This window comes from Bradyrhizobium cenepequi, from assembly GCF_020329485.1.
Taxonomy (GTDB): Bacteria; Pseudomonadota; Alphaproteobacteria; order Rhizobiales; family Xanthobacteraceae; genus Bradyrhizobium; species Bradyrhizobium cenepequi.
This window is the reverse complement of the sequence record NZ_JAGKJI010000004.1, coordinates 222,042-239,537: the sequence shown is the minus strand read 5'-3', so window position 1 is coordinate 239,537 and position 17,496 is coordinate 222,042. Positions and strand designations below refer to the sequence as shown.

18 protein-coding genes are annotated in these 17,496 nt (G+C 64.0%); 13 read left to right on the top strand and 5 right to left on the bottom strand.

Translation table 11 applies throughout. The features are described from left to right. Positions 1–124: 124 nt before the first annotated feature. A complete protein-coding gene (locus tag J6497_RS08075) occupies positions 125–2,380 on the bottom strand; it encodes a TonB-dependent siderophore receptor (protein WP_225703760.1) in 2,256 nt (751 codons plus the stop codon). 898 nt (positions 2,381–3,278) lie between these two features. Here J6497_RS08075 and J6497_RS08070 point away from each other — a divergent pair. From J6497_RS08070 to hemC, 4 genes are all read left to right on the top strand, one after another. Continuing rightward, positions 3,279–3,419 (top strand): hypothetical protein, encoded by a 141-nt coding sequence (locus J6497_RS08070; protein ID WP_225703720.1) that lies wholly within the window; start codon positions 3,279–3,281, stop codon positions 3,417–3,419. An 85-nt stretch (positions 3,420–3,504) separates the two neighbouring features. After that, on the top strand, positions 3,505–4,332 hold the full coding sequence (locus J6497_RS08065; RefSeq protein WP_225703719.1) for an aspartate dehydrogenase: 828 nt from the start codon (positions 3,505–3,507) through the stop codon (positions 4,330–4,332). 65 nt (positions 4,333–4,397) lie between these two features. Then, positions 4,398–5,018 (top strand): bifunctional nicotinamidase/pyrazinamidase, encoded by a 621-nt coding sequence (pncA, locus tag J6497_RS08060; protein ID WP_225703718.1) that lies wholly within the window; start codon positions 4,398–4,400, stop codon positions 5,016–5,018. Between the two features lie 95 nt (positions 5,019–5,113). Further along, complete coding sequence (gene hemC, locus J6497_RS08055; protein ID WP_225703717.1) at positions 5,114–6,109, top strand: hydroxymethylbilane synthase; 996 nt, start codon at positions 5,114–5,116, stop codon at positions 6,107–6,109. Positions 6,110–6,266: 157 nt separating this feature from the next. Here the strand turns inward: hemC and J6497_RS08050 are convergent, their stop codons facing one another. The 3 genes from J6497_RS08050 to J6497_RS08040 are packed head-to-tail and all read right to left on the bottom strand — an operon-like array spanning position 6,267 to position 8,828. Next, positions 6,267–6,974 (bottom strand): DUF1045 domain-containing protein, encoded by a 708-nt coding sequence (locus tag J6497_RS08050; protein WP_225703716.1) that lies wholly within the window; start codon positions 6,972–6,974, stop codon positions 6,267–6,269. A 7-nt stretch (positions 6,975–6,981) separates the two neighbouring features. Further along, on the bottom strand, positions 6,982–8,175 hold the full coding sequence (locus J6497_RS08045) for an alpha-D-ribose 1-methylphosphonate 5-triphosphate diphosphatase (RefSeq protein ID WP_225703715.1): 1,194 nt from the start codon (positions 8,173–8,175) through the stop codon (positions 6,982–6,984). Continuing rightward, a complete protein-coding gene (locus tag J6497_RS08040; RefSeq protein ID WP_283844400.1) occupies positions 8,172–8,828 on the bottom strand; it encodes an LbetaH domain-containing protein in 657 nt (218 codons plus the stop codon). The genes J6497_RS08045 and J6497_RS08040 overlap by 4 nt, the downstream gene beginning before the upstream one ends. 179 nt (positions 8,829–9,007) lie before the next feature. Between J6497_RS08040 and phnC the strand changes: the two genes are divergently transcribed. The 4 genes from phnC (at position 9,008) to phnE (J6497_RS08020) (ending at position 12,642) form a co-directional block, all read left to right on the top strand. Then, positions 9,008–9,823, top strand: a complete 816-nt coding sequence (gene phnC, locus J6497_RS08035) for a phosphonate ABC transporter ATP-binding protein (RefSeq protein ID WP_225703714.1) — start codon at positions 9,008–9,010, stop codon at positions 9,821–9,823. 80 nt (positions 9,824–9,903) lie between these two features. Continuing rightward, positions 9,904–10,839, top strand: a complete 936-nt coding sequence (phnD, locus tag J6497_RS08030; protein WP_225703713.1) for a phosphonate ABC transporter substrate-binding protein — start codon at positions 9,904–9,906, stop codon at positions 10,837–10,839. 73 nt (positions 10,840–10,912) lie between these two features. Then, positions 10,913–11,797, top strand: a complete 885-nt coding sequence (gene phnE, locus J6497_RS08025; RefSeq protein WP_225703712.1) for a phosphonate ABC transporter, permease protein PhnE — start codon at positions 10,913–10,915, stop codon at positions 11,795–11,797. Further along, entirely contained in the window at positions 11,794–12,642 is an 849-nt protein-coding gene (phnE, locus tag J6497_RS08020) for a phosphonate ABC transporter, permease protein PhnE (RefSeq protein WP_225703711.1), read from the top strand. Before phnE (J6497_RS08025) ends, phnE (J6497_RS08020) begins: the two co-directional genes overlap by 4 nt. Positions 12,643–12,791: 149 nt before the next feature. Here phnE (J6497_RS08020) and phnF read toward each other — a convergent pair whose 3' ends face one another. Then, complete coding sequence (phnF, locus tag J6497_RS08015) at positions 12,792–13,523, bottom strand: phosphonate metabolism transcriptional regulator PhnF (protein ID WP_225703710.1); 732 nt, start codon at positions 13,521–13,523, stop codon at positions 12,792–12,794. A 113-nt stretch (positions 13,524–13,636) separates the two neighbouring features. On the opposite strand from phnF, the gene phnG reads away from it, so the two are divergent. The 5 genes from phnG to phnK are packed head-to-tail and all read left to right on the top strand — an operon-like array spanning position 13,637 to position 17,489. Continuing rightward, positions 13,637–14,098 carry a phosphonate C-P lyase system protein PhnG gene (gene phnG / locus J6497_RS08010; protein WP_225703709.1) on the top strand — a complete coding sequence of 154 codons (462 nt, stop codon included), beginning with the start codon at positions 13,637–13,639 and terminating at the stop codon, positions 14,096–14,098. A 5-nt stretch (positions 14,099–14,103) separates the two neighbouring features. Continuing rightward, positions 14,104–14,709 (top strand): phosphonate C-P lyase system protein PhnH, encoded by a 606-nt coding sequence (gene phnH / locus J6497_RS08005; protein WP_225703708.1) that lies wholly within the window; start codon positions 14,104–14,106, stop codon positions 14,707–14,709. A 2-nt stretch (positions 14,710–14,711) separates the two neighbouring features. Continuing rightward, the gene (locus tag J6497_RS08000; protein ID WP_225703707.1) at positions 14,712–15,815 is read left to right on the top strand and encodes a carbon-phosphorus lyase complex subunit; all 1,104 of its coding nucleotides are present in this window, start codon (positions 14,712–14,714) and stop codon (positions 15,813–15,815) included. Further along, positions 15,812–16,696 (top strand): alpha-D-ribose 1-methylphosphonate 5-phosphate C-P-lyase PhnJ, encoded by an 885-nt coding sequence (locus J6497_RS07995; RefSeq protein WP_225703706.1) that lies wholly within the window; start codon positions 15,812–15,814, stop codon positions 16,694–16,696. The genes J6497_RS08000 and J6497_RS07995 overlap by 4 nt, the downstream gene beginning before the upstream one ends. Continuing rightward, positions 16,689–17,489 carry a phosphonate C-P lyase system protein PhnK gene (phnK, locus tag J6497_RS07990; protein WP_225703705.1) on the top strand — a complete coding sequence of 267 codons (801 nt, stop codon included), beginning with the start codon at positions 16,689–16,691 and terminating at the stop codon, positions 17,487–17,489. The genes J6497_RS07995 and phnK overlap by 8 nt, the downstream gene beginning before the upstream one ends. Positions 17,490–17,496: the final 7 nt, after the last annotated feature.

Here is a 17,496-nt window from a genome sequence, read left to right as displayed (position 1 = left end):
TTACACAGTTTGTAATAGTTCTATGTTGCGTGCCGCCGTCTGTCGCGAAGAATAATGTCATCTTCGCGGAGTACATTGCAATTTTGTTTTCACCTTGCCGCGATGCCTCCGCGAGAAATCCGTCTCAGAATTTCACCGTCGCCGAGAGCGAGACGCGGCGTGCGTCGCCGAGCGCGACGTTCAGATTGCTCACAGCGGAGGGATAGTAGACGGTGTCGAACAGGTTCTTGACGTTGAGTTGATAAATGACCGGCAGGTTGTCGTATTTGGTCTCGTAGCTCGCGAAAACGTCGGCGACGACATAGGACGGCAGGACGAAAGTGTTCGCGGCGTCGCCGGGCCGGTCACCGACATAATGCGCGCCGGCGCCGAGCCGCAGCCGGCCCGGCAACGCGGTGCCGAAGTCGTAAACCAGGTAGAGCGAAGCCGTGTTCAGGGCGACGTTCTGCAGCGCCATGCCGGCGAGCGTCGGATCTTCGATCACTCGCGCGTCGGTATAGCCATAGCTGCCGATCATGCTCCAGTTGTTGGACAGCCTCCCGGTGACGTCGATCTCGATGCCGCGAGAGCGGACCTTGCCGGCGGTCCGAAATTCCACGATTCCCGTGACGTTGTTGAGCTGCGACACCAGCACGTTCTTCTTGTCGATGTCGTAGAATGCCACCGTGCCCGAAAGTCGCTTGTTGATATCGAATTTGGCGCCGGTCTCCCACGACACGCCCTCTTCGGGTGCGATATTGGAACCAATCACCACGCCGCCGGTGAGCGGCGCAATGGTCGAGGTCGGCTTCAGCGACTGCGTATAGCTTGCGTAGAGGGAAAGCTCGTCGGTAAGCTTAAGGATGGCGCCTCCGAGCGGGAGCACCTTGTCTCCGGATAGATCGGTGTTGGCCTTGAACGGGCGTCCGCGCCCGGCCAACTGGTCGAAATCCATGTAGCGCACGCCGGCGACCACCGCGACCCGATCGGTCACATGCAGCGTGTCTTGAAAGAATATGGAGTATTGACCAAGCTTGTCGGTCTGGTCGCTGTCGCTGGCGGAGACCGTGGTGCCTGGCTGGATCAGTCCATAGACCGGATTATAGAAATTGAACGACGGCGTCGGCTGCCGGATCAGGTTCTTGCGATAGATCGTGCGATACTGGCCGTCGCCGCCAAACAGCACATCGTTGCGCATTCCGCCAATCCAGAACCCGCCCTGCAGGTAGGACGTCCCGTAGCTCACATTGCTGAGCGAACCCTGCGTGCCGTCGTTGCTGCGCGTCTCGATGCCCGTGGCGGCATTGACCCCGGTGACGCGGAGCTGGTTGGCGCTGAACGTCTCGGTGTTGTAGCTGTAACCGGCGTAGAGCCTCCAATCCTCGTTGAGTTGCTGCTCGACAGAGCCCTGCACCAGGTCGGATGTTCCCCACATATTGTTGAAGGGCTCATCGAGCCGGCGCGTCGCCGGAATAGGCAGCGGCGCTTTGGTGGTCGGATCGAATGCCGTGCCGCGGTCGAACGGGTAGATGAAGTCGCGATGCTCGTAGTTGAGCTGCACCGTGGTCGTGTCGCCATACCAGGCTAGCGACGGCGCAATCAGCGTTTCGCGGTGACGCCCGAAATTGCGCCAGTAATCCTCGTTGACGCCATAGGCGATGAAGCGATAGGCGAGACCGTCCTTGCCGATCGGCCCGGTGACTTCGAAGGTCGCATCCGCGCCGTTCTTGTTGTTGGCGTAAGTTGAGCCGAGCACGGTGATCGATCCGTGCTGATAGAGTTCCGGGCGCTTGCTGATCGTGTTGACGATGCCGCCGGGATCCATGATGCCGTATAGCAGCGACGCAGGTCCCTTCAGCACCTCGACGCTTTCGACGGCGGGGTTGAGGCTGCGGCCCTGAACCAGCGGCATGCCGTTGCGCATGATTGAGCCATCGCGGTTATCGCCGAATCCACGCCGGATGACGGCATCCTGGGTGCCGGCGAGCGTATTGGTCTGGGTGACGCCGCTGATATTGACGAGCGCGTCATCGAGATTGCGCGGCAATTGATCCTTCAGCACCTGCTCGGGCACGACGTTGACGACTTGCGAGGTGTCGAGCGGCGAAGCGCCGGTGCGCAGCGTGGTCGAACTGGGCATTGCGCGATAGCCGAGCCTGGCTTCGTACAGCTTGGCCGCTGCCGCGGCAGCGCGTTCCGACGGCGTAGGCTCCGCCGGCGTAACATTTCGATTTCGTTGCGGCGCCGTCGCCGCTGCGCGAGTGCGCCGCACGGAAGGCCCCGCAGCGCGCGCCGGCTTGCGGTTCTGTGCCGGCGATTCCACCGTCACCGCTGGCAAGGTGACGCTCGACTGTGCCCGCGCGATCGTGATCGAAGAGGAGCAACCCGCCAGCAAGGCCATGGTGCCGATGAAAACTTGAGTGCGGCTGCCGCCGCCTCGATTGCGATGGTCTCCCACGAGACGGCGAACAGCACTGACCTTCACTTCGATTCACTTTCGGGACGAGATTGGCGCGGTGCCTTTAGCAGCCGCCGCAAATGGAAAGAACAACGCCGGAATTGAATCGCTCTAAGAGCGCGCTTTGCACGAATGATTTGCAAGTCCGTCACGCGACATGGCAAGAGTTGCTGTCGCTTCGAGCCACTTCTTCAATTTGTAGCGAAGGAGCGGAGGAATACTTGACAGTGGCGTTGCCGCCACCACGTCTCGCCATCTTGCAAAACCTCAGCGTCTGCGCAGCGCGGGAATCCCGACCTACGGCCATTCCGGCCTTGCAGCCGAAATCACCGACATCCGCGCCCACGGCAAGGATGAGCGGATCATGGTGAAGTCATTCTACGAAGGTGAGGAATATCTCTATCGTCTCGTGAAGAGGTTCGCCGGTGGGACGTGAGATCCGCCGTCATTGCGAGCGCAGCGAAGCAATCCATGCTTCCACGAGCGGAGAGATGGATTGCTTCGCGTATGCTCGCAATGACGCAGAGCATGCGTGGGCGCCGTGCTCACCATCGGCGCCGCCCAATGTTTATGCACGCGGAGAAGAATGGGCAGGGATTGGCTGCATTTACATGCAGTTCTGGCCGCCTTTGCGCTTGCCGGCTTTTGACATGCCACGCGTTGTTGGACCGCAGATAGTTTTGTCCCGTGTTTTCCAGGCCTGCACGAGGTGCACGTCCTCCAATCGCTCGATCCCGGCATTGCTCCGACTATCGCTCCTTCGTCGCGCGCTTCAAGGCGGCAGGACTCGACTGGCGCGAATTCATCGTGCCGGGTCCGACGCTCTGGCAATTGTTCGTCTATGACCCAAGCGGCGTGCAACTCGAAACGGACCTTCGAATGCGCCGGCGAAGGCGAGGAGAAGCCGGACATGTCGGCGGGCCGCAAATATATCGCGGGGGCGAGCTTCTTTGACAAGGCGACCTATCCGAAGCTCGCTTGACGACGGCCGGCGATCCGTTCGCGAGACGATTGACATCGGACTGTGTCTAGGGGAGAGGACGGTCATCTTTCCTGGGAGCAGTTGGATGGTGGATTCGAGCAGCAGCCGATCCGGCGCACGCGTGGCCGTTGCAGGCCTCGGTGCCATCGGCGCGAGCGTGGTGAAGGAACTGGATCGCGGCATCGAGGGATTGGCGCTGAGCGCGGTCTCGGCGCAGAATGTCGCCAAGCACCAGGCCTGGCTCCATGAGCTGAAGACCCCGCCAAAGATCCTGCCAATCGAGGAGCTGGCCGATGCCGCCGACATCGTGGTCGAATGCGCGCCGAGCAAGCTGGTGCGTTCGATCGTGGCGCCGGTGGTCGAGCGCGGCAAGACCGCGATCGTGCTCAGCGTCGGCGCGTTGCTCCAGAACGAGGACCTGATCGCGCTTGCGAGGAAGAATAGTGGCCAGATCGTGGTGCCGACCGGCGCGCTGATCGGGCTCGACGCCGTCACCGCGGCGGCCGAGGGCACCATCCATTCGGTCCGACTGGTGACGCGAAAGCCGCCGCTGGGGCTCGCCGGCGCGCCTTATCTCATCGAGAACGACGTCAGCATCGAAGGGCTCTCCGAGCCGCTGCGGATCTTCGAGGGAACCGCGCGCGAGGCGGCAAAGGGCTTTCCCGCCAATTTGAACGTCGCCGTTGCGCTCTCGCTCGCCGGCATCGGCCCCGACCGCACCCGGGTGGAAATCTGGGCCGACCCGACGGTGACGCGCAACACCCACCGCATCGAGGTGGACGCCGATTCGGCGCGGTTATCGATGACGATCGAGAACATCCCGTCGGAAAACCCGCGCACCGGCCGCATCACGGCGCTGTCCGTGATCGCCTGCCTTCGCAAGCAGCGCGCCTCCCTGCGCATCGGGACGTGAGGTTGTTTGCTGCGAGACTGCAAGTTTTCAGCTAAGGTCCTCGGCCAGCCACAGCCGAGTTGCCCATGCAGATTCATCCCGACGACGTGCTTCTCATTGTCGACGTGCAGAACGACTTCTGCCCCGGCGGCGCGCTGGCGGTTGCCGACGGCGACGCGGTCGTGCCGGTGATCAATCGGCTCTCTGCACGGTTCGATCACGTGGTGCTGACCCAGGACTGGCATCCGCCCGGCCACAGTTCCTTTGCCACTTCACATCCTGGCTCGGCGCCATTCGAAACCCTCGCCATGTCCTATGGTCCGCAGACGCTGTGGCCGGACCACTGCGTGCAAGGCACAGAAGGCGCAGCATTCCATTCCAAGCTTTCGACCGAGAAGGCCGAGCTCGTGATCCGAAAAGGCTTTCGCCCCGCCATCGATTCCTATTCCGCATTCTACGAGAACGACCGCACCACGCCGACCGGCCTTGCCGGTTACCTGCACGAGCGAGGACTGGGACGGATTTTCATGGCCGGGCTCGCCACGGATTACTGCGTGCACTATTCCGCGCTGGATGCGCGCCGCCTCGGCTTCGAGACCGTGGTCGTGGAATCCGGCTGCCGGGCGATCGATCTTGCAGGCTCGCTCGCGGCGGCGCGCGAGGGAATGGCGGCGGCCGGCGTTCAGGTCGTTAACGACCTCGATTGAGGCGTCGCATCCCGGAATATCAGGCAAAAACCGTTGTTTTGACTGGGCTTTTGCTCTAATCCCTCGGCTTTATCGGCGGCTCGAACGGAGACATTGTGGCGGGACAGACCTTACGCATCGGCACGCGCAAGACGGCCATGGCGATGGCGCAGACCGAGGAAGTCGCGCGGCTGTTGCGTGCGTCGGCTTCTGACCTGATCGTCGAGATTGTCAGGTTCGAAACCCGCGGCGATCAGGACCAGACCAGCAAGTTGCTGCGCCATGGCGGCAAGGGCGGCGCTTTCGTCGCTGAGATCCGCGAGGCGATGCGCGCGGGCGAGCTGCAGGCCGCGATGCATTCGCTGAAGGATGTGCCGGGCAATGAGGAGACGCCGGGCCTCGTGATCGGCGCGACCCTGCCGCGTGACGCCGCGACCGATTGCCTGGTGGTGCGTCCCGGGCTTTCGCTGGAAAGCTTCCGCGCGAGCCGCGGCAAGGGCTTCAAGATCGGTACCAACGCGGTGCGCCGCGCGGCGTATCTGCGCCGGCTGTTTCCGGAAGCGACCGTGATCCACTTCCGCGGCGCCGCCGATACGCGGATTGCAAAGCTCGATCGTGGCGACAAGCAGCGCCTGCCCGATGGCGGCGAGGTCGGCCCGGCCGATGCGCTGGTGATGGCGTGCTCGGGCCTGGAGCGCATCGGGCGAGCGTCCCGCATCGCCTATGATTTCCCGGTCGACGAGATGCTGCCCTCGGTCGGGCAGGGCATCGTCGCCGTTGAATGCGCCGCCAACGATTTTGCGACGCGCGCCCGTCTTGCGAAGATCGAGAATGCGGCATCGCGCCTCGCCGCCGAAGCCGAGCGCGAGGTACTGTGGGTCCTGAACGGCCATTGCAATTCGCCGATCGCCGGCCATGCCACGTTCGCTGGCAGCGAGATGATTTTGCGCGCCTCGGTGCTGGATGAAACCGGCGACCGCTTCATCGAAGCCTCGCGCACCGGCGCCGCCGATCGCCCCCGCGAACTCGGCCGCGCTGTCGGACTGGAGTTGCTCGACAAAGGCGCCGCCGAAATCATCGCCCGCACAAGGCCGGAAGAAACGGACGAGTAGGCGAAGAACGTTAGGGTGGGCAAAGCGCAGCTGCCCACCGCGCGGACAGACTCTCTCCTGTCGTCCCGGCGAACGCCGGGACCCATAACCACAGGAGGTGGTCGTGGCGCGAGCAAGCGGTTACAGCGGAGCACACCGCATAGTTATGGGTCCCGGCTCAAGGCCGGGACGACAGGAGTGCTCGTATTCGCCAGTGTCCAATAATCCGGAAGCGCGATGCTGCATCGTCCTGGCGGAACAGCGCGAGCCGGTCGATCGGGAGCGTTCCGAGCCGGATGGCGGCAAAGCGCTCACGCAGCATCGGCACCACGACTTCACGGCGCTCGGCTTCCAATCGCCCCGTCAGCGTCATGTGGAAGCGGAATTCTTCCATCACGTAAGGATAGCCCCAGCGGTCGAGATACTCGACCTGCCGCGGCGTCAATCGCTCGGGATTTCTTCGTGCCCGATCCTGCGGCATCAGTGGCGCGCGCAATGAATCGAAGTCGCGCGTCACGTCGGCCGCGAGTTGTTGCAACTCCGCGGACGGCTTTGCCGGGATCATCGCGATGAAGCCGCTGATCGAATCGACGATGGGTTCGATAACTGGAATCTGCCGCGCCGTATCGGCGAAAGCCTCGCATGCCCCAACCAAATCGGCCTCGGTCTTTCCCTCCGCCAGCGCAATCGGCGCTTTCAGCGTGGCATGAAAGCCGTATTTGCGCGGGTCCTGCGTGATCTCGCGCCAGTCCGGCGGCATGCCCTCGGGAAAAGGCAGGTCGCCGCCACGATAGGCGTCGTAGCCGAGCATCTCGGCACCGAAGCGATCGAGCGCGCTGCCTGGCGCCGGCGCGTAGTAGAGGGCATAACGCGGATAGTTGGCCATCGTCGCGTCAGGCGGCTGCAACCGCTTTGCGCGGTGCTGTGGAATAGCTGAGCCGGCTGGCGTCGGCCAGATGCACGAGGCGTCCCGCAGCGATCACCGCGACAATGCGCGGCCGCAGCGGCACCTTATCGTCGACGATGATCATGTCGGCGCGGCGGCCTTCGGCGAGCACGCCGCGGTCGTCGAGTCCGGCGGCGCGCGCCGGCGCTGCCGAGATCAGGTCCCACGCTTTTTCCAGCGGCAGCACGCCGTCGGCGGCGAGACGGAAGGCCGCGAGCAATTGTGCAGGATAGTAATAGTCAGAGGCCAGTACCGAGCAGAGGCCCTTGGCGATCATGTCAGACGCCTTGGTCCAGCCGGTATGGCTGCCGCCGCGCACGACGTTGGGCGCGCCGTAGACGACATCGTCGCCGGCGGCTGCTGCGTCGCGCGCGGTCTCTTCGTTGACAGGGAATTCGGCGATGCCGACGCCCTGGTTGCGAAACGCCTTGCGCATCTCGGGGCTGTTGTCGTCATGCGAGAGCATGCGGACATTGGCTGAACGCGCCGCGCTGGCGAGGCGGGAGACCGAAGCCGGCACATCGTCCGCGCGCGCCACCACGCGTGCGACCAGGTGGTCGAATTCCTCGGCCGAAAGTCCGGTCCGCTCCACCATCCGGTTGCGCTTCCGCGGCTTTGCCAGGTCCCCGATTGTCCCATCCATGTGATCGTTGAACGCGAATAGATCGATGCGGCCCTCCGCGAGCCAGACGATGATCTCCGCTTCGGCATCCAGATTGTAGGTCTCGTGGCGCAAATGGAATCGCGTGTCGGCAGCAAGCTGCGGGCGCATCTGTTCGATCGCCTCCAGCAGCCTCCGCGCATTCTCGGCGCTGCGCAGGCCCGGCTCCCACGACCAGGTGGTGGCGTGGAACACCGTGGTGATGCCGTTTGCGATCGCCTGGCGGTCGCTGTCGGCGAGCGCCACGTCGATCGGAAAATCGACGCCGGCGCGCGGCATCATCTGCCGCTCGAAGGCGTCGCCATGCAGATCGACGATGCCGGGCAGCACCAGCAGATCTCGCGCGTCGATGCCGAGCGCGCCGCGGCCGTCTCCATCGCCGCCGAGCGCTGCGATGTCGCGGCCCGTGGTCCGCAGGCGCGTTTCAACGAGTTCGCCTTCGACGAGCGCCTTGCCGCGTTCGATAATAATGTCGGTCACGAGATGGCACTCCGTCGGGCTGTTGGCGCGCTCTGCGCTTCATATTTGCCGAGAAAGTCCTCGATAGCGAGCTTGCGGAAATCGGGCAATGCCTGTCGCAGCGTCTCGTGATCCCAGTCCCACCAGGCGAGCGCCGCAAGACGGCTGGTGATGTCGTCGGGAAAGCGTTTGCGAATCGGCCGCGCCGGATTGCCGGCAACGATGGTATAGGCGGGAACATCCTTGGTCACGATCGCGCCGGCCGCGACCACCGCGCCGGTTCCAATCGAGCGCCCGGGCAGGATGATCGCGCCATGCCCAATCCAGACGTCATGGCCGATATGCACGCGGTGCGATCTGCGCCACGCGAAGAATTCGGTCTCGTCATGTTCGCCTCGGAAGTATGCGCTGGCGCGATAGGTGAAATGCGCCTGTGACGCACGATGCATCGGATGATTGCCGGGATTGATCCGGGTCATCGCCGCGATCGAGGTGAATTTGCCGATTGTGGTGTACGTGAGCTGCGCGTCATTCACGACGTACGAATAATCGCCCATCGTGACGTCGAGCAGGATGGTTCGCGCGCCGACCTCGGTATAGGCCCCAAGCTGGCTATCGCGCACCGAGGCGGTTGGATCGACCATCGGTACAACAGAAAGCATCTTGCCGGCCATTTTCACCTCTCGAACGATTGCGGGGAGCGCACGTCTTCGATGCGCTTCATAACATTAGCGTGACAGATGCGTGACGCCGCCGACGCTGTACAGGATTGCGGCACTGCAACGGGTTTGTCACACAACTGTAATGCGGTGGCGTTAGCCCTTGGGCCGATGTGACGGGTTCGGAGCACTGCATGCTGGTGGTGGAAGGTTTGACGTGCCGTTTCGGCACAAAAGCCGCGGTGGATAATGCTTCGTTCTCGGTTCAGCCCGGTAGTTTTGTCGGCGTGATCGGACGCTCAGGCGCCGGTAAGTCGACATTGCTGCGGATGGTCAATCGTCTCGCCGATCCGACCGAAGGCCGCATCCTGTTCGAAGGTGTCGATGTCACCGCACTGCGCGGCAAGGCCCTGCGGCAGTGGCGGGCGCGTTCGGCGATGATCTTTCAGCAGTTCAACTTGGTCGGCCGGCTCGACGTGCTGACCAATGTGCTGATGGGTCGCCTTGCTGAGATCCCGTCCTGGCGTTCGCTGACCCAGCTTTGGCCCGAGCAAGACAGGGCGCTCGCGATGTCGGCGCTCGAGCAGTTTGACATGGCGCAGTTCGCCGCCCAGCGCGCCGACCAGCTCTCCGGCGGCCAGCAGCAGCGCGTCGCGATCGCCCGCGCGCTGGTGCAGGAGCCCGACATCATCCTCGCCGACGAGCCGATCGCCTCGCTCGATCCGCGCAATACCAAGATCGTGATGGACGCGCTTTTGCGCATCAACAAGCATTTCGGCATCACCGTGCTCTGCAACCTGCATTCGCTTGATCTGGCGCGCAGCTATTGCGACCGCCTGATCGGCATGGCGGCAGGCCGCGTGGTGTTCGACGGTCAGCCGTCGATGCTGACCGATCACATCGCCCGCGAGCTCTACGATCTCGAGGCGAATGATGTCATCGGCGGGGCGCCAATGCCCGCGCCCGATGCCGCAACAGCTCCGGCGCTCGGCACCGCAGCCGCGGCCTGAACGTCGCAACCTCAAATCCAGGGAAAGTCGCTGCAGTGTGCAGTGGCCTAACAGGCGTTGCCACAACACAGGGGTAAACCATGATCACTCGTCGCATCGTTCTCGCCGGCGCCGCAGCGCTCGCGCTCACCGCGTCCGCTTCGGCGCAGGACTGGAAGGCCAAATATCCGGAGCTGACCTTCGCGGTCGTGCCGGCCGAAAACGCCTCCGGCGTCACCGAGCGCTGGACGCCGTTCGTCAACCACCTCTCCAAGGAACTCGGCGTGAAGGTCACGCTGCGCATCGCCAACGACTACGCCGCCGTGATCGAGGGCCAACGCTCCGGCAACATCCAGATCGCAAGCTACGGTTCGGCCTCCTTCGCCCGCGCGCGGCTGACCGGCGTCAAGACCGATGCCTTCGCCAACGACATCAATGCCGACGGCTCGACCGGCTACTATTCGGTGTTCTTTGTCAAGGCGAACAGCCCCTACAAGACCGTGGAGGACGTGAAGGGCAAGAACCTCGGCCTCGTCGATCCGAACTCGACCTCCGGCAACAACGTGCCGCGCTTCGAGCTCAACAAGAAGGGCATTCCGGACGCCGACGCCTATTTCAGCAAGGTCGTCTTCACCGGCAGCCACGAGAACGCCGTTCTCGCGCTTTCGCAAGGAACAGTCGATGTCGCGGCCAACCAGTGGACCAGTGACGCCGACTCCACGCTCGCCCAGATGCTGCACAAGGGGATGCTGAAGAACGCGGACGGCTCGCCGATGAAGAAGGATGATTTCCGCATCATCCACAAGTCGGCCGAGATCATCAACGGGCCCTATGCCTACAATTCCGATCTTCCCGACGATCTCAAGGCTGCGATCGCAAAGGCGTTCTTCGATGCGCCGACCAAGGACAAAGCGATGTTCGACAAGCTCTCGGACGGCCAGAAGAAGGGCTTCCACCCCGCGACCACCAAGGATTGGGACGGCACGATCGAGCTGATCAAGTTCGTCGACGCGCTGCGCAAGAAGAAGGCGTCCTGATCGATCGATACGAATACGCAGGCCGGGTCGATTGCGACCCGGCCTGTTTCTGTCGAGGCAAGCAGCAAATCCGATGGCCACCGGCGTATCCATTCTTCCCGCCCAGCAGCTTGCGGCGCTGAACGATGCCTATCGCAAGGCGGTTGCGCGCAAGCGGCTGAAGACGATGATGGCGGGGGCGGTGTTCTTCGGCGCACTCGTCGTCGCAGGCATCGGCGCCGAAGTGAATCTGCGCACGCTCTTCACTTATTTCGGTAACTTCGTCTCTTATTTCGACCGCATCCTCACGCTCGATAGCGGCCAGCGGGTCTGGACCGATGTCGGCGAATGGTTCTGGGGCTGGCAGAAATGGCTGAAGCTGCTCGCCGAGACCATTCTGATCAGCTATGTCGGCACGCTGATCGGCGCCGTCTTTGCGTTCGCGCTGAACTTCTTCACCGCGCAGAATACCTCGCCCGGACCGTGGTTGCGCTTCATCGTCCGCCGCCTGCTCGAATTCGCCCGCACTGTGCCGGGCATCGTATTCGCGCTGGTCTTCGTGATTGCGTTCGGCCTTGGCCCGATGGCCGGCGTGCTCGCGATCGCCGTGCATTCGACCGGTGCGCTCGGCAAATTGTTCTCCGAGATCGTGGAGAATGCTGACATGAAGCCGGTGGAGGGCATCCGCTCAACCGGTGCGAGCTGGCTCTCCTGTATGCGTTTTGCGGTGCTGCCGCAGGTCTCGGCGGGCTATGCCAGCTACGCGCTGCTGCGCTTTGAGATCAACGTCCGCGAAGCGTCGGTGATGGGGTTTGTCGGCGCCGGCGGTATCGGGCAGGAGCTCGTGGTCGCGATCCGCAAATTCTATTATTCCGACGTGAGTGCCATCCTGGTCACCATCATCGTGACCGTGTTCGTGATCGACATCACCACCGGCTGGCTGCGCGCAAAGCTGTTCGGCAAGGAGGCGCGGGCATGAGCCAGTTGCCGAAGCCGGACCCGCAGGCGTTGCGGGCGAAATATCCTGACGTTTTCGAGCGGCCGGCATCGGCCCGGCTCGCCACACCCTTGATGCTGCTCGCGGCATTCGCCGTCCTTGCTTTCGGCCTGTTCGATCTCGGTTTCTCGCCGTCGAGGCTAGTGAGCGGGCTCCGCGAGCTCGGCTGGATCACGCTGATGATGATCCCGCCCGACCCCGGCTCGTCGCTGCCGACCTATCTCTCCGCGCTCGGCGAGACGCTGTCGATCGCGCTGCTCGGCACCACGCTTGCCGCTTGCATGGCGCTGCCGGTCAGCCTGCTTGCGGCGCGCAACATCATTCCCTCCGCCATCTTCCGCTTTCCGGTGCGGCGCTTTCTGGATTCGATCCGCGGCGTCGACACGCTGATCTGGGCCTTGGTGTGGATCAATGTCGTCGGCCTGGGTCCGTTCGCCGGCGTGCTCGCCATCGCGGTGTCGGATTTCGGCGCCTTCGGTAAGTTGTTCTCCGAGGCCATTGAAGCCGCAGACAAGAAGCAGGTCGAAGGCATCAGGGCCTCCGGCGGCAGCACGCTGCACGAGATTCGCTTCGGTCTCCTGCCGCAGGTGTTGCCGGTCATCGCCGGGCAGGTGCTCTATTACATCGAATCGAACACACGTTCGGCCACCATTATCGGCATCGTCGGCGCCGGCGGCATCGGGCTGCAGCTCGCCGAGCAGATCCGCGTGCTGGAATGGCAGAAGGTGTCGTTCCTGATATTGATGATCCTGATCGCGGTCGCCGTGATCGACTGGATCTCGACAAAACTCCGCTTCGCCATCATCGGCCAGCGCGCGGTGGCGTAGGAGTCACCTCGCCCGCTCTTGCGGGGAGAGGTCGGCGCGAAGCGCCGGGTGAGGGGGATTCTCCGCGGACTCCTGTCTATCGAATTTGCGGAAGCAGCCCCTCACCCTGACCCTCTCCCCGCGAAGAGCGGGGAGAGGGAAGAACAAGCTCACCCGTTCTCCACCAAAAACTCCACACGCTCCGCCGCGAAGCGCGAGCGCTTTGTCACCAGCGGCCTGCCGTCGGGATCGACGTCGGTCGAGTCGACCACCAGGATCGGGCGGCCGAGCGCCAGGTCGAGCCGCGCGGCGTCGGTGGCGTCGACGATCCCTGCGGTGATTCGGGTCGAGGCGCGGCGATAGTCGCGGACGCCGAAATGTTCGAGCAGCTTCGTCATCGAACGGACGCTAGCGAAGACGTCTCCGGCGCCCGGAAAGCGTTCGGCGGAAAGCCAGGCGGTGGAGACGCAGATCGGCGCGCGATCGGCGAGCCGCACCGACTCGATGCGAACCAGCGGCGCGCCGGTCTTCAGTCCGAGTTCTCGCGCCAACTCGCGGCTCGCCACGTCTTGCGACGCATCGATCAATTGCCCGCGCGGTTCGCGGCCGCCGGCGCCGACGATCTCAGAGAATCGCGTGCGTGAGCGCAGCGGATAGGCGATCTTCTGCTCTTCCACATAGGTGCCGCTGCCGCGCTCGGCGCGCACCAGTCCGCGCTCGGCCAGCGCCGCCAAGGCCCGCCGCACCGTGTGCCGGTTCACGCGGTAGGTCTCCGCGATCTCCATCTCGCCCGGCAGCTTCTCGCCGGCGGCAAAGCGGCCCTCGGCGATGCCGCGCTCGATGCCGTCGGCCACCAATCGCCACAGCGCGACCCCTGATGAGGAGGTGTCCTGCAGGCTCATCCCGGAAACCCAGTTCTGTCCAAAATCATGCCTGTGTCATGAAACAGTCATGGCGTTTGCTTATCAAGTTGTCTATTATCATAGACAACTTGAGTCAGGCAAGGTTCCGCGACATGATGAAGACCGAGCAAGACAGCAGGCGGGCGCAGCGCAGGGCGGCAATGGCGGTGCTCGCGCAGTCGGAGGCCGCCGATATTTCGGCCCGGCTCAGCGCGATGGCGCTGCCCGATCACAAAACCCTGCGCGAGCCGGAGAACGGCCTCGTGATGGTGCGCGGCCGGGTCGGCGGCGACGGCATATCCTTCAACCTCGGCGAGGCGACCGTCTCGCGTTCAGCGGTGCTGCTTTCGACCGGCCAGGTCGGCTTTGGCTACACGCTCGGGCGCGACCATGAGAAGGCGCAAATGATCGCGTTATGCGACGCGATGGCGCAATCGGACGCTTTTGCCGACGCAGTCGAGCAGGAAGTGATCGCGCCGCTGCGTACGGCCATGATCGCAAGGCGAAGCCAAATGGCCGCGGAGACGGCGGCGACGCGGGTTGATTTCTACACCATGGTGCGCGGCGAGGGCTGAAGGACATGACGACGGTTGCTGAACTGCCGCCGGGTTTCTCTGACAAGGTCTTATCGGCGCAATCGACGTTCCGCTCCGTGATGGACGCGCTGGCGCGTCCGGGGACGGTCCAGCGGATCGCGGCATCGGCCGGCGCGCCAGAGGGCATGATGCACGGCACAGCCGCGATCGCGCTGATGCTGTTCGATCATGACACGCCGATTTGGCTCGATGGCGCGATATCGACCTCCGATGCCGCCAAATGGCTGAAATTCCACACAGGCGCGCCCATCATCGACCATCCCGCGATGGCGGGCTTTGCGCTGATTGGCGATCCCAAAAATCTTCCTGCGCTCGATCGTTTTGCGCTCGGCAGCAGCGAATATCCCGATCGCTCGACCACGCTCATCCTGCAGGTCGATAGCCTGTCTCGCGGCACGGCCTATGAGCTGCACGGGCCCGGCATCGACGGCTCAACTTTGCTGACCGCGAGCATTGAGCCGCACGATCTGTTCGATCGGCTCGCCGTCAACGCCACGCTGTTCCCGCGCGGCATCGACGTCGTGCTGGTCGACGGCTCCTCGATTGTTGCGATCCCGCGCACCACGCGGCTCGTTCATGGGAAGAACTAACGATGTACGTTGCAGTCAAAGGCGGCGAACGCGCCATCGAGAACGCCCATCGCCTGCTCGCGCATGAGCGGCGAGGCGACCGGGAGGTGCCGGAGCTTACGCTCGCGCAGATTTACGAACAGCTCGCGCTCGGCGTCGACCGTGTGATGGCGGAAGGTTCGCTCTATGATCGCGAGCTCGCCGCGCTCGCGATCAAGCAGGCGCGCGGCGACCTGATCGAAGCGATCTTCCTGGTCCGCGCCTTCCGCGCCACGCTGCCGCGTTTCGGCGCCACCGAGCCGGTCGATACCGGCAGAATGCAGATCCGCCGTCGCATCTCCTCAACTTTCAAGGACATTCCCGGGGGGCAGATCCTGGGTCCCACCTTCGACTATACTCATCGCCTGCTTGATCCGCAGCTTGCCGAAGGCTTTGTGCCGGAGGTGCCCGCGACCGGCGAGGTTTCGGAGGCTGAGATGCCGCGCGTCACCGACATCCTCGGTCGCGATGGGCTGATCGAGCCGTCGCCGCAAGCAGAACCGGACGCGCCGGTCGGCGACCTCACGCGCGAGCCGCTCAGCTTCCCGGCCGACCGCGATCTGCGGCTGCAGAACCTCGCCCGCGCCGATGAAGGTTTCCTGCTCGCGCTGGGCTATTCCACCCAGCGTGGCTATGGCCGCAACCATCCCTTCGCCGGCGAGATCCGCTTCGGCGAGGTCGAGGTCGAGTTCTTCGCCGAGGATGCTGGCTTTGCCGTCCCGCTCGGCGCGATCGCGCTCACCGAGTGCCAGATGGTCAACCAGTTCAAGGGCTCGGCGACCGAGGCGCCGTGCTTCACCCGCGGCTATGGCCTCGCCTTCGGCCAGAGCGAGCGCAAGACCATGTCGATGGCGCTGGTCGATCGCTCACTCCGTGCGCGCGAGCTCGGCGAAGAGGTGAGGGCGCCGGCGCAGGACGAGGAGTTCGTGATGTCGCATTCGGACAATGTGCAGGCGACCGGCTTCGTCGAGCATCTCAAGCTGCCGCATTATGTCGACTTCCAGTCCGAGCTCGGCCTGCTGCGCAGGCTGCGCCAGGAATTCGCCGAGGCAAACGCATCGGAGCCGCTGCAGGAGGCCGCCGAATGAACGCGCCATCCTACAACTTCGCCTATCTCGACGAACAGACCAAGCGGATGATCCGCCGCGCGATCCTGAAGGCGATCGCGATTCCGGGCTACCAGGTACCGTTCGCAAGCCGCGAGATGCCGATGCCCTATGGCTGGGGCACCGGCGGCGTGCAGGTCACCGCCGCGATCCTCGGTCCCGATGACATATTGAAGGTGATCGACCAGGGCTCCGACGACACCACCAACGCGATCTCGATCCGCAAATTCTTCGGCAAGACCGCAGGCGTCGCGACCACGACGTTGACGATGGAAGCAACCGTGATCCAGACCCGCCACCGCATCCCCGAAGCGCCGCTGCATGAAGGGCAAGTGTTGGTCTATCAGGTACCGATCCCCGAACCGCTGCGCTTCCTCGAGCCGCGCGAGACCGAGACGCGGCGCATGCACGCGCTCGCCGAATACGGGCTGATGCATGTGAAGCTCTACGAGGACATCGCGCGTTTCGGCCACATCGCCACGTCCTACGCCTATCCGGTGAAGGTGAACGCGCGCTATGTGATGGATCCATCGCCGACGCCGAAATTCGACAATCCGAAGATGGATAATTGCGCCGCGCTGCAATTGTTCGGCGCCGGCCGCGAGAAGCGCATCTACGCGATCCCGCCCTATACCACCGTGGTCTCGCTCGATTTCGAGGACCATCCGTTCAAGCCGTACCGCTTCGATGCTCCTTGCGCGCTCTGCGGCGCGGAGAACTCCTATCTCGACGAGATCGTCACCGACGACAAGGGCGGGCGGATGTTCGTCTGTTCGGACACCGACTATTGCGAGCAGCGCCAGGCGGAAGGCCATCGCGGCCGCGAGAGCGCCGCGCCGCACAAGGAGAGGGCGCATGTCTGAGCCGGTGTCCACGCCCGACGATGATCAGCCGCTGCTCATCGCGGACGGCTTGTCGAAGAACTACGGCAGGCTGGCCGCCTGCCGCGACGTGTCATTCTCGCTCTATCCCGGCGAGGTGCTGGCGATCGTCGGCGAGTCCGGCTCGGGCAAATCGACATTGTTGCAATTGCTGTCGGCGCAGCTCGCGCCGAGCGCGGGCCGCGTATCCTACCGGATGCGCGATGGCGTGCTGCGCGATCTGGCTTCGCTCGGCGAGGCCGAGCGGCGCTTCCTGTTCCGCACCGATTGGGGCTATGTGCATCAGGATCCCGCGCAAGGGTTGCGCATGGCGGTCTCCGCCGGCGCCAACGTCGGCGAGCGGCTGATGGCGGTCGGCTGGAATCACTATGGCCGTATCCGCGACACCGCGACGACATGGCTCGATCGCGTCGAGATCGACGTCGGCCGCATCGACGATGCCCCGAAGACCTATTCCGGCGGCATGCGGCAGCGGCTGCAGATCGCGCGCAACCTCGTCACCGAGCCGCGCCTGGTGTTCATGGATGAGCCGACCGGCGGGCTCGACGTCTCCGTGCAGGCCCGTCTGCTCGACCTCATGCGCAACCTCGTCAGCGAGCTCGATCTTGCCGCCATCGTCGTCACGCATGACCTCGCCGTGGCGCGGTTGCTGTCGCACCGGGTGATGGTGATGAAGGGCGGCCGCGTCATCGAGACTGGCCTGACCGACCAGGTGCTCGACGACCCGCGCGAGCCCTACACCCAACTGCTTGTTTCCTCGATCCTGCCGCCATGAGGGCACC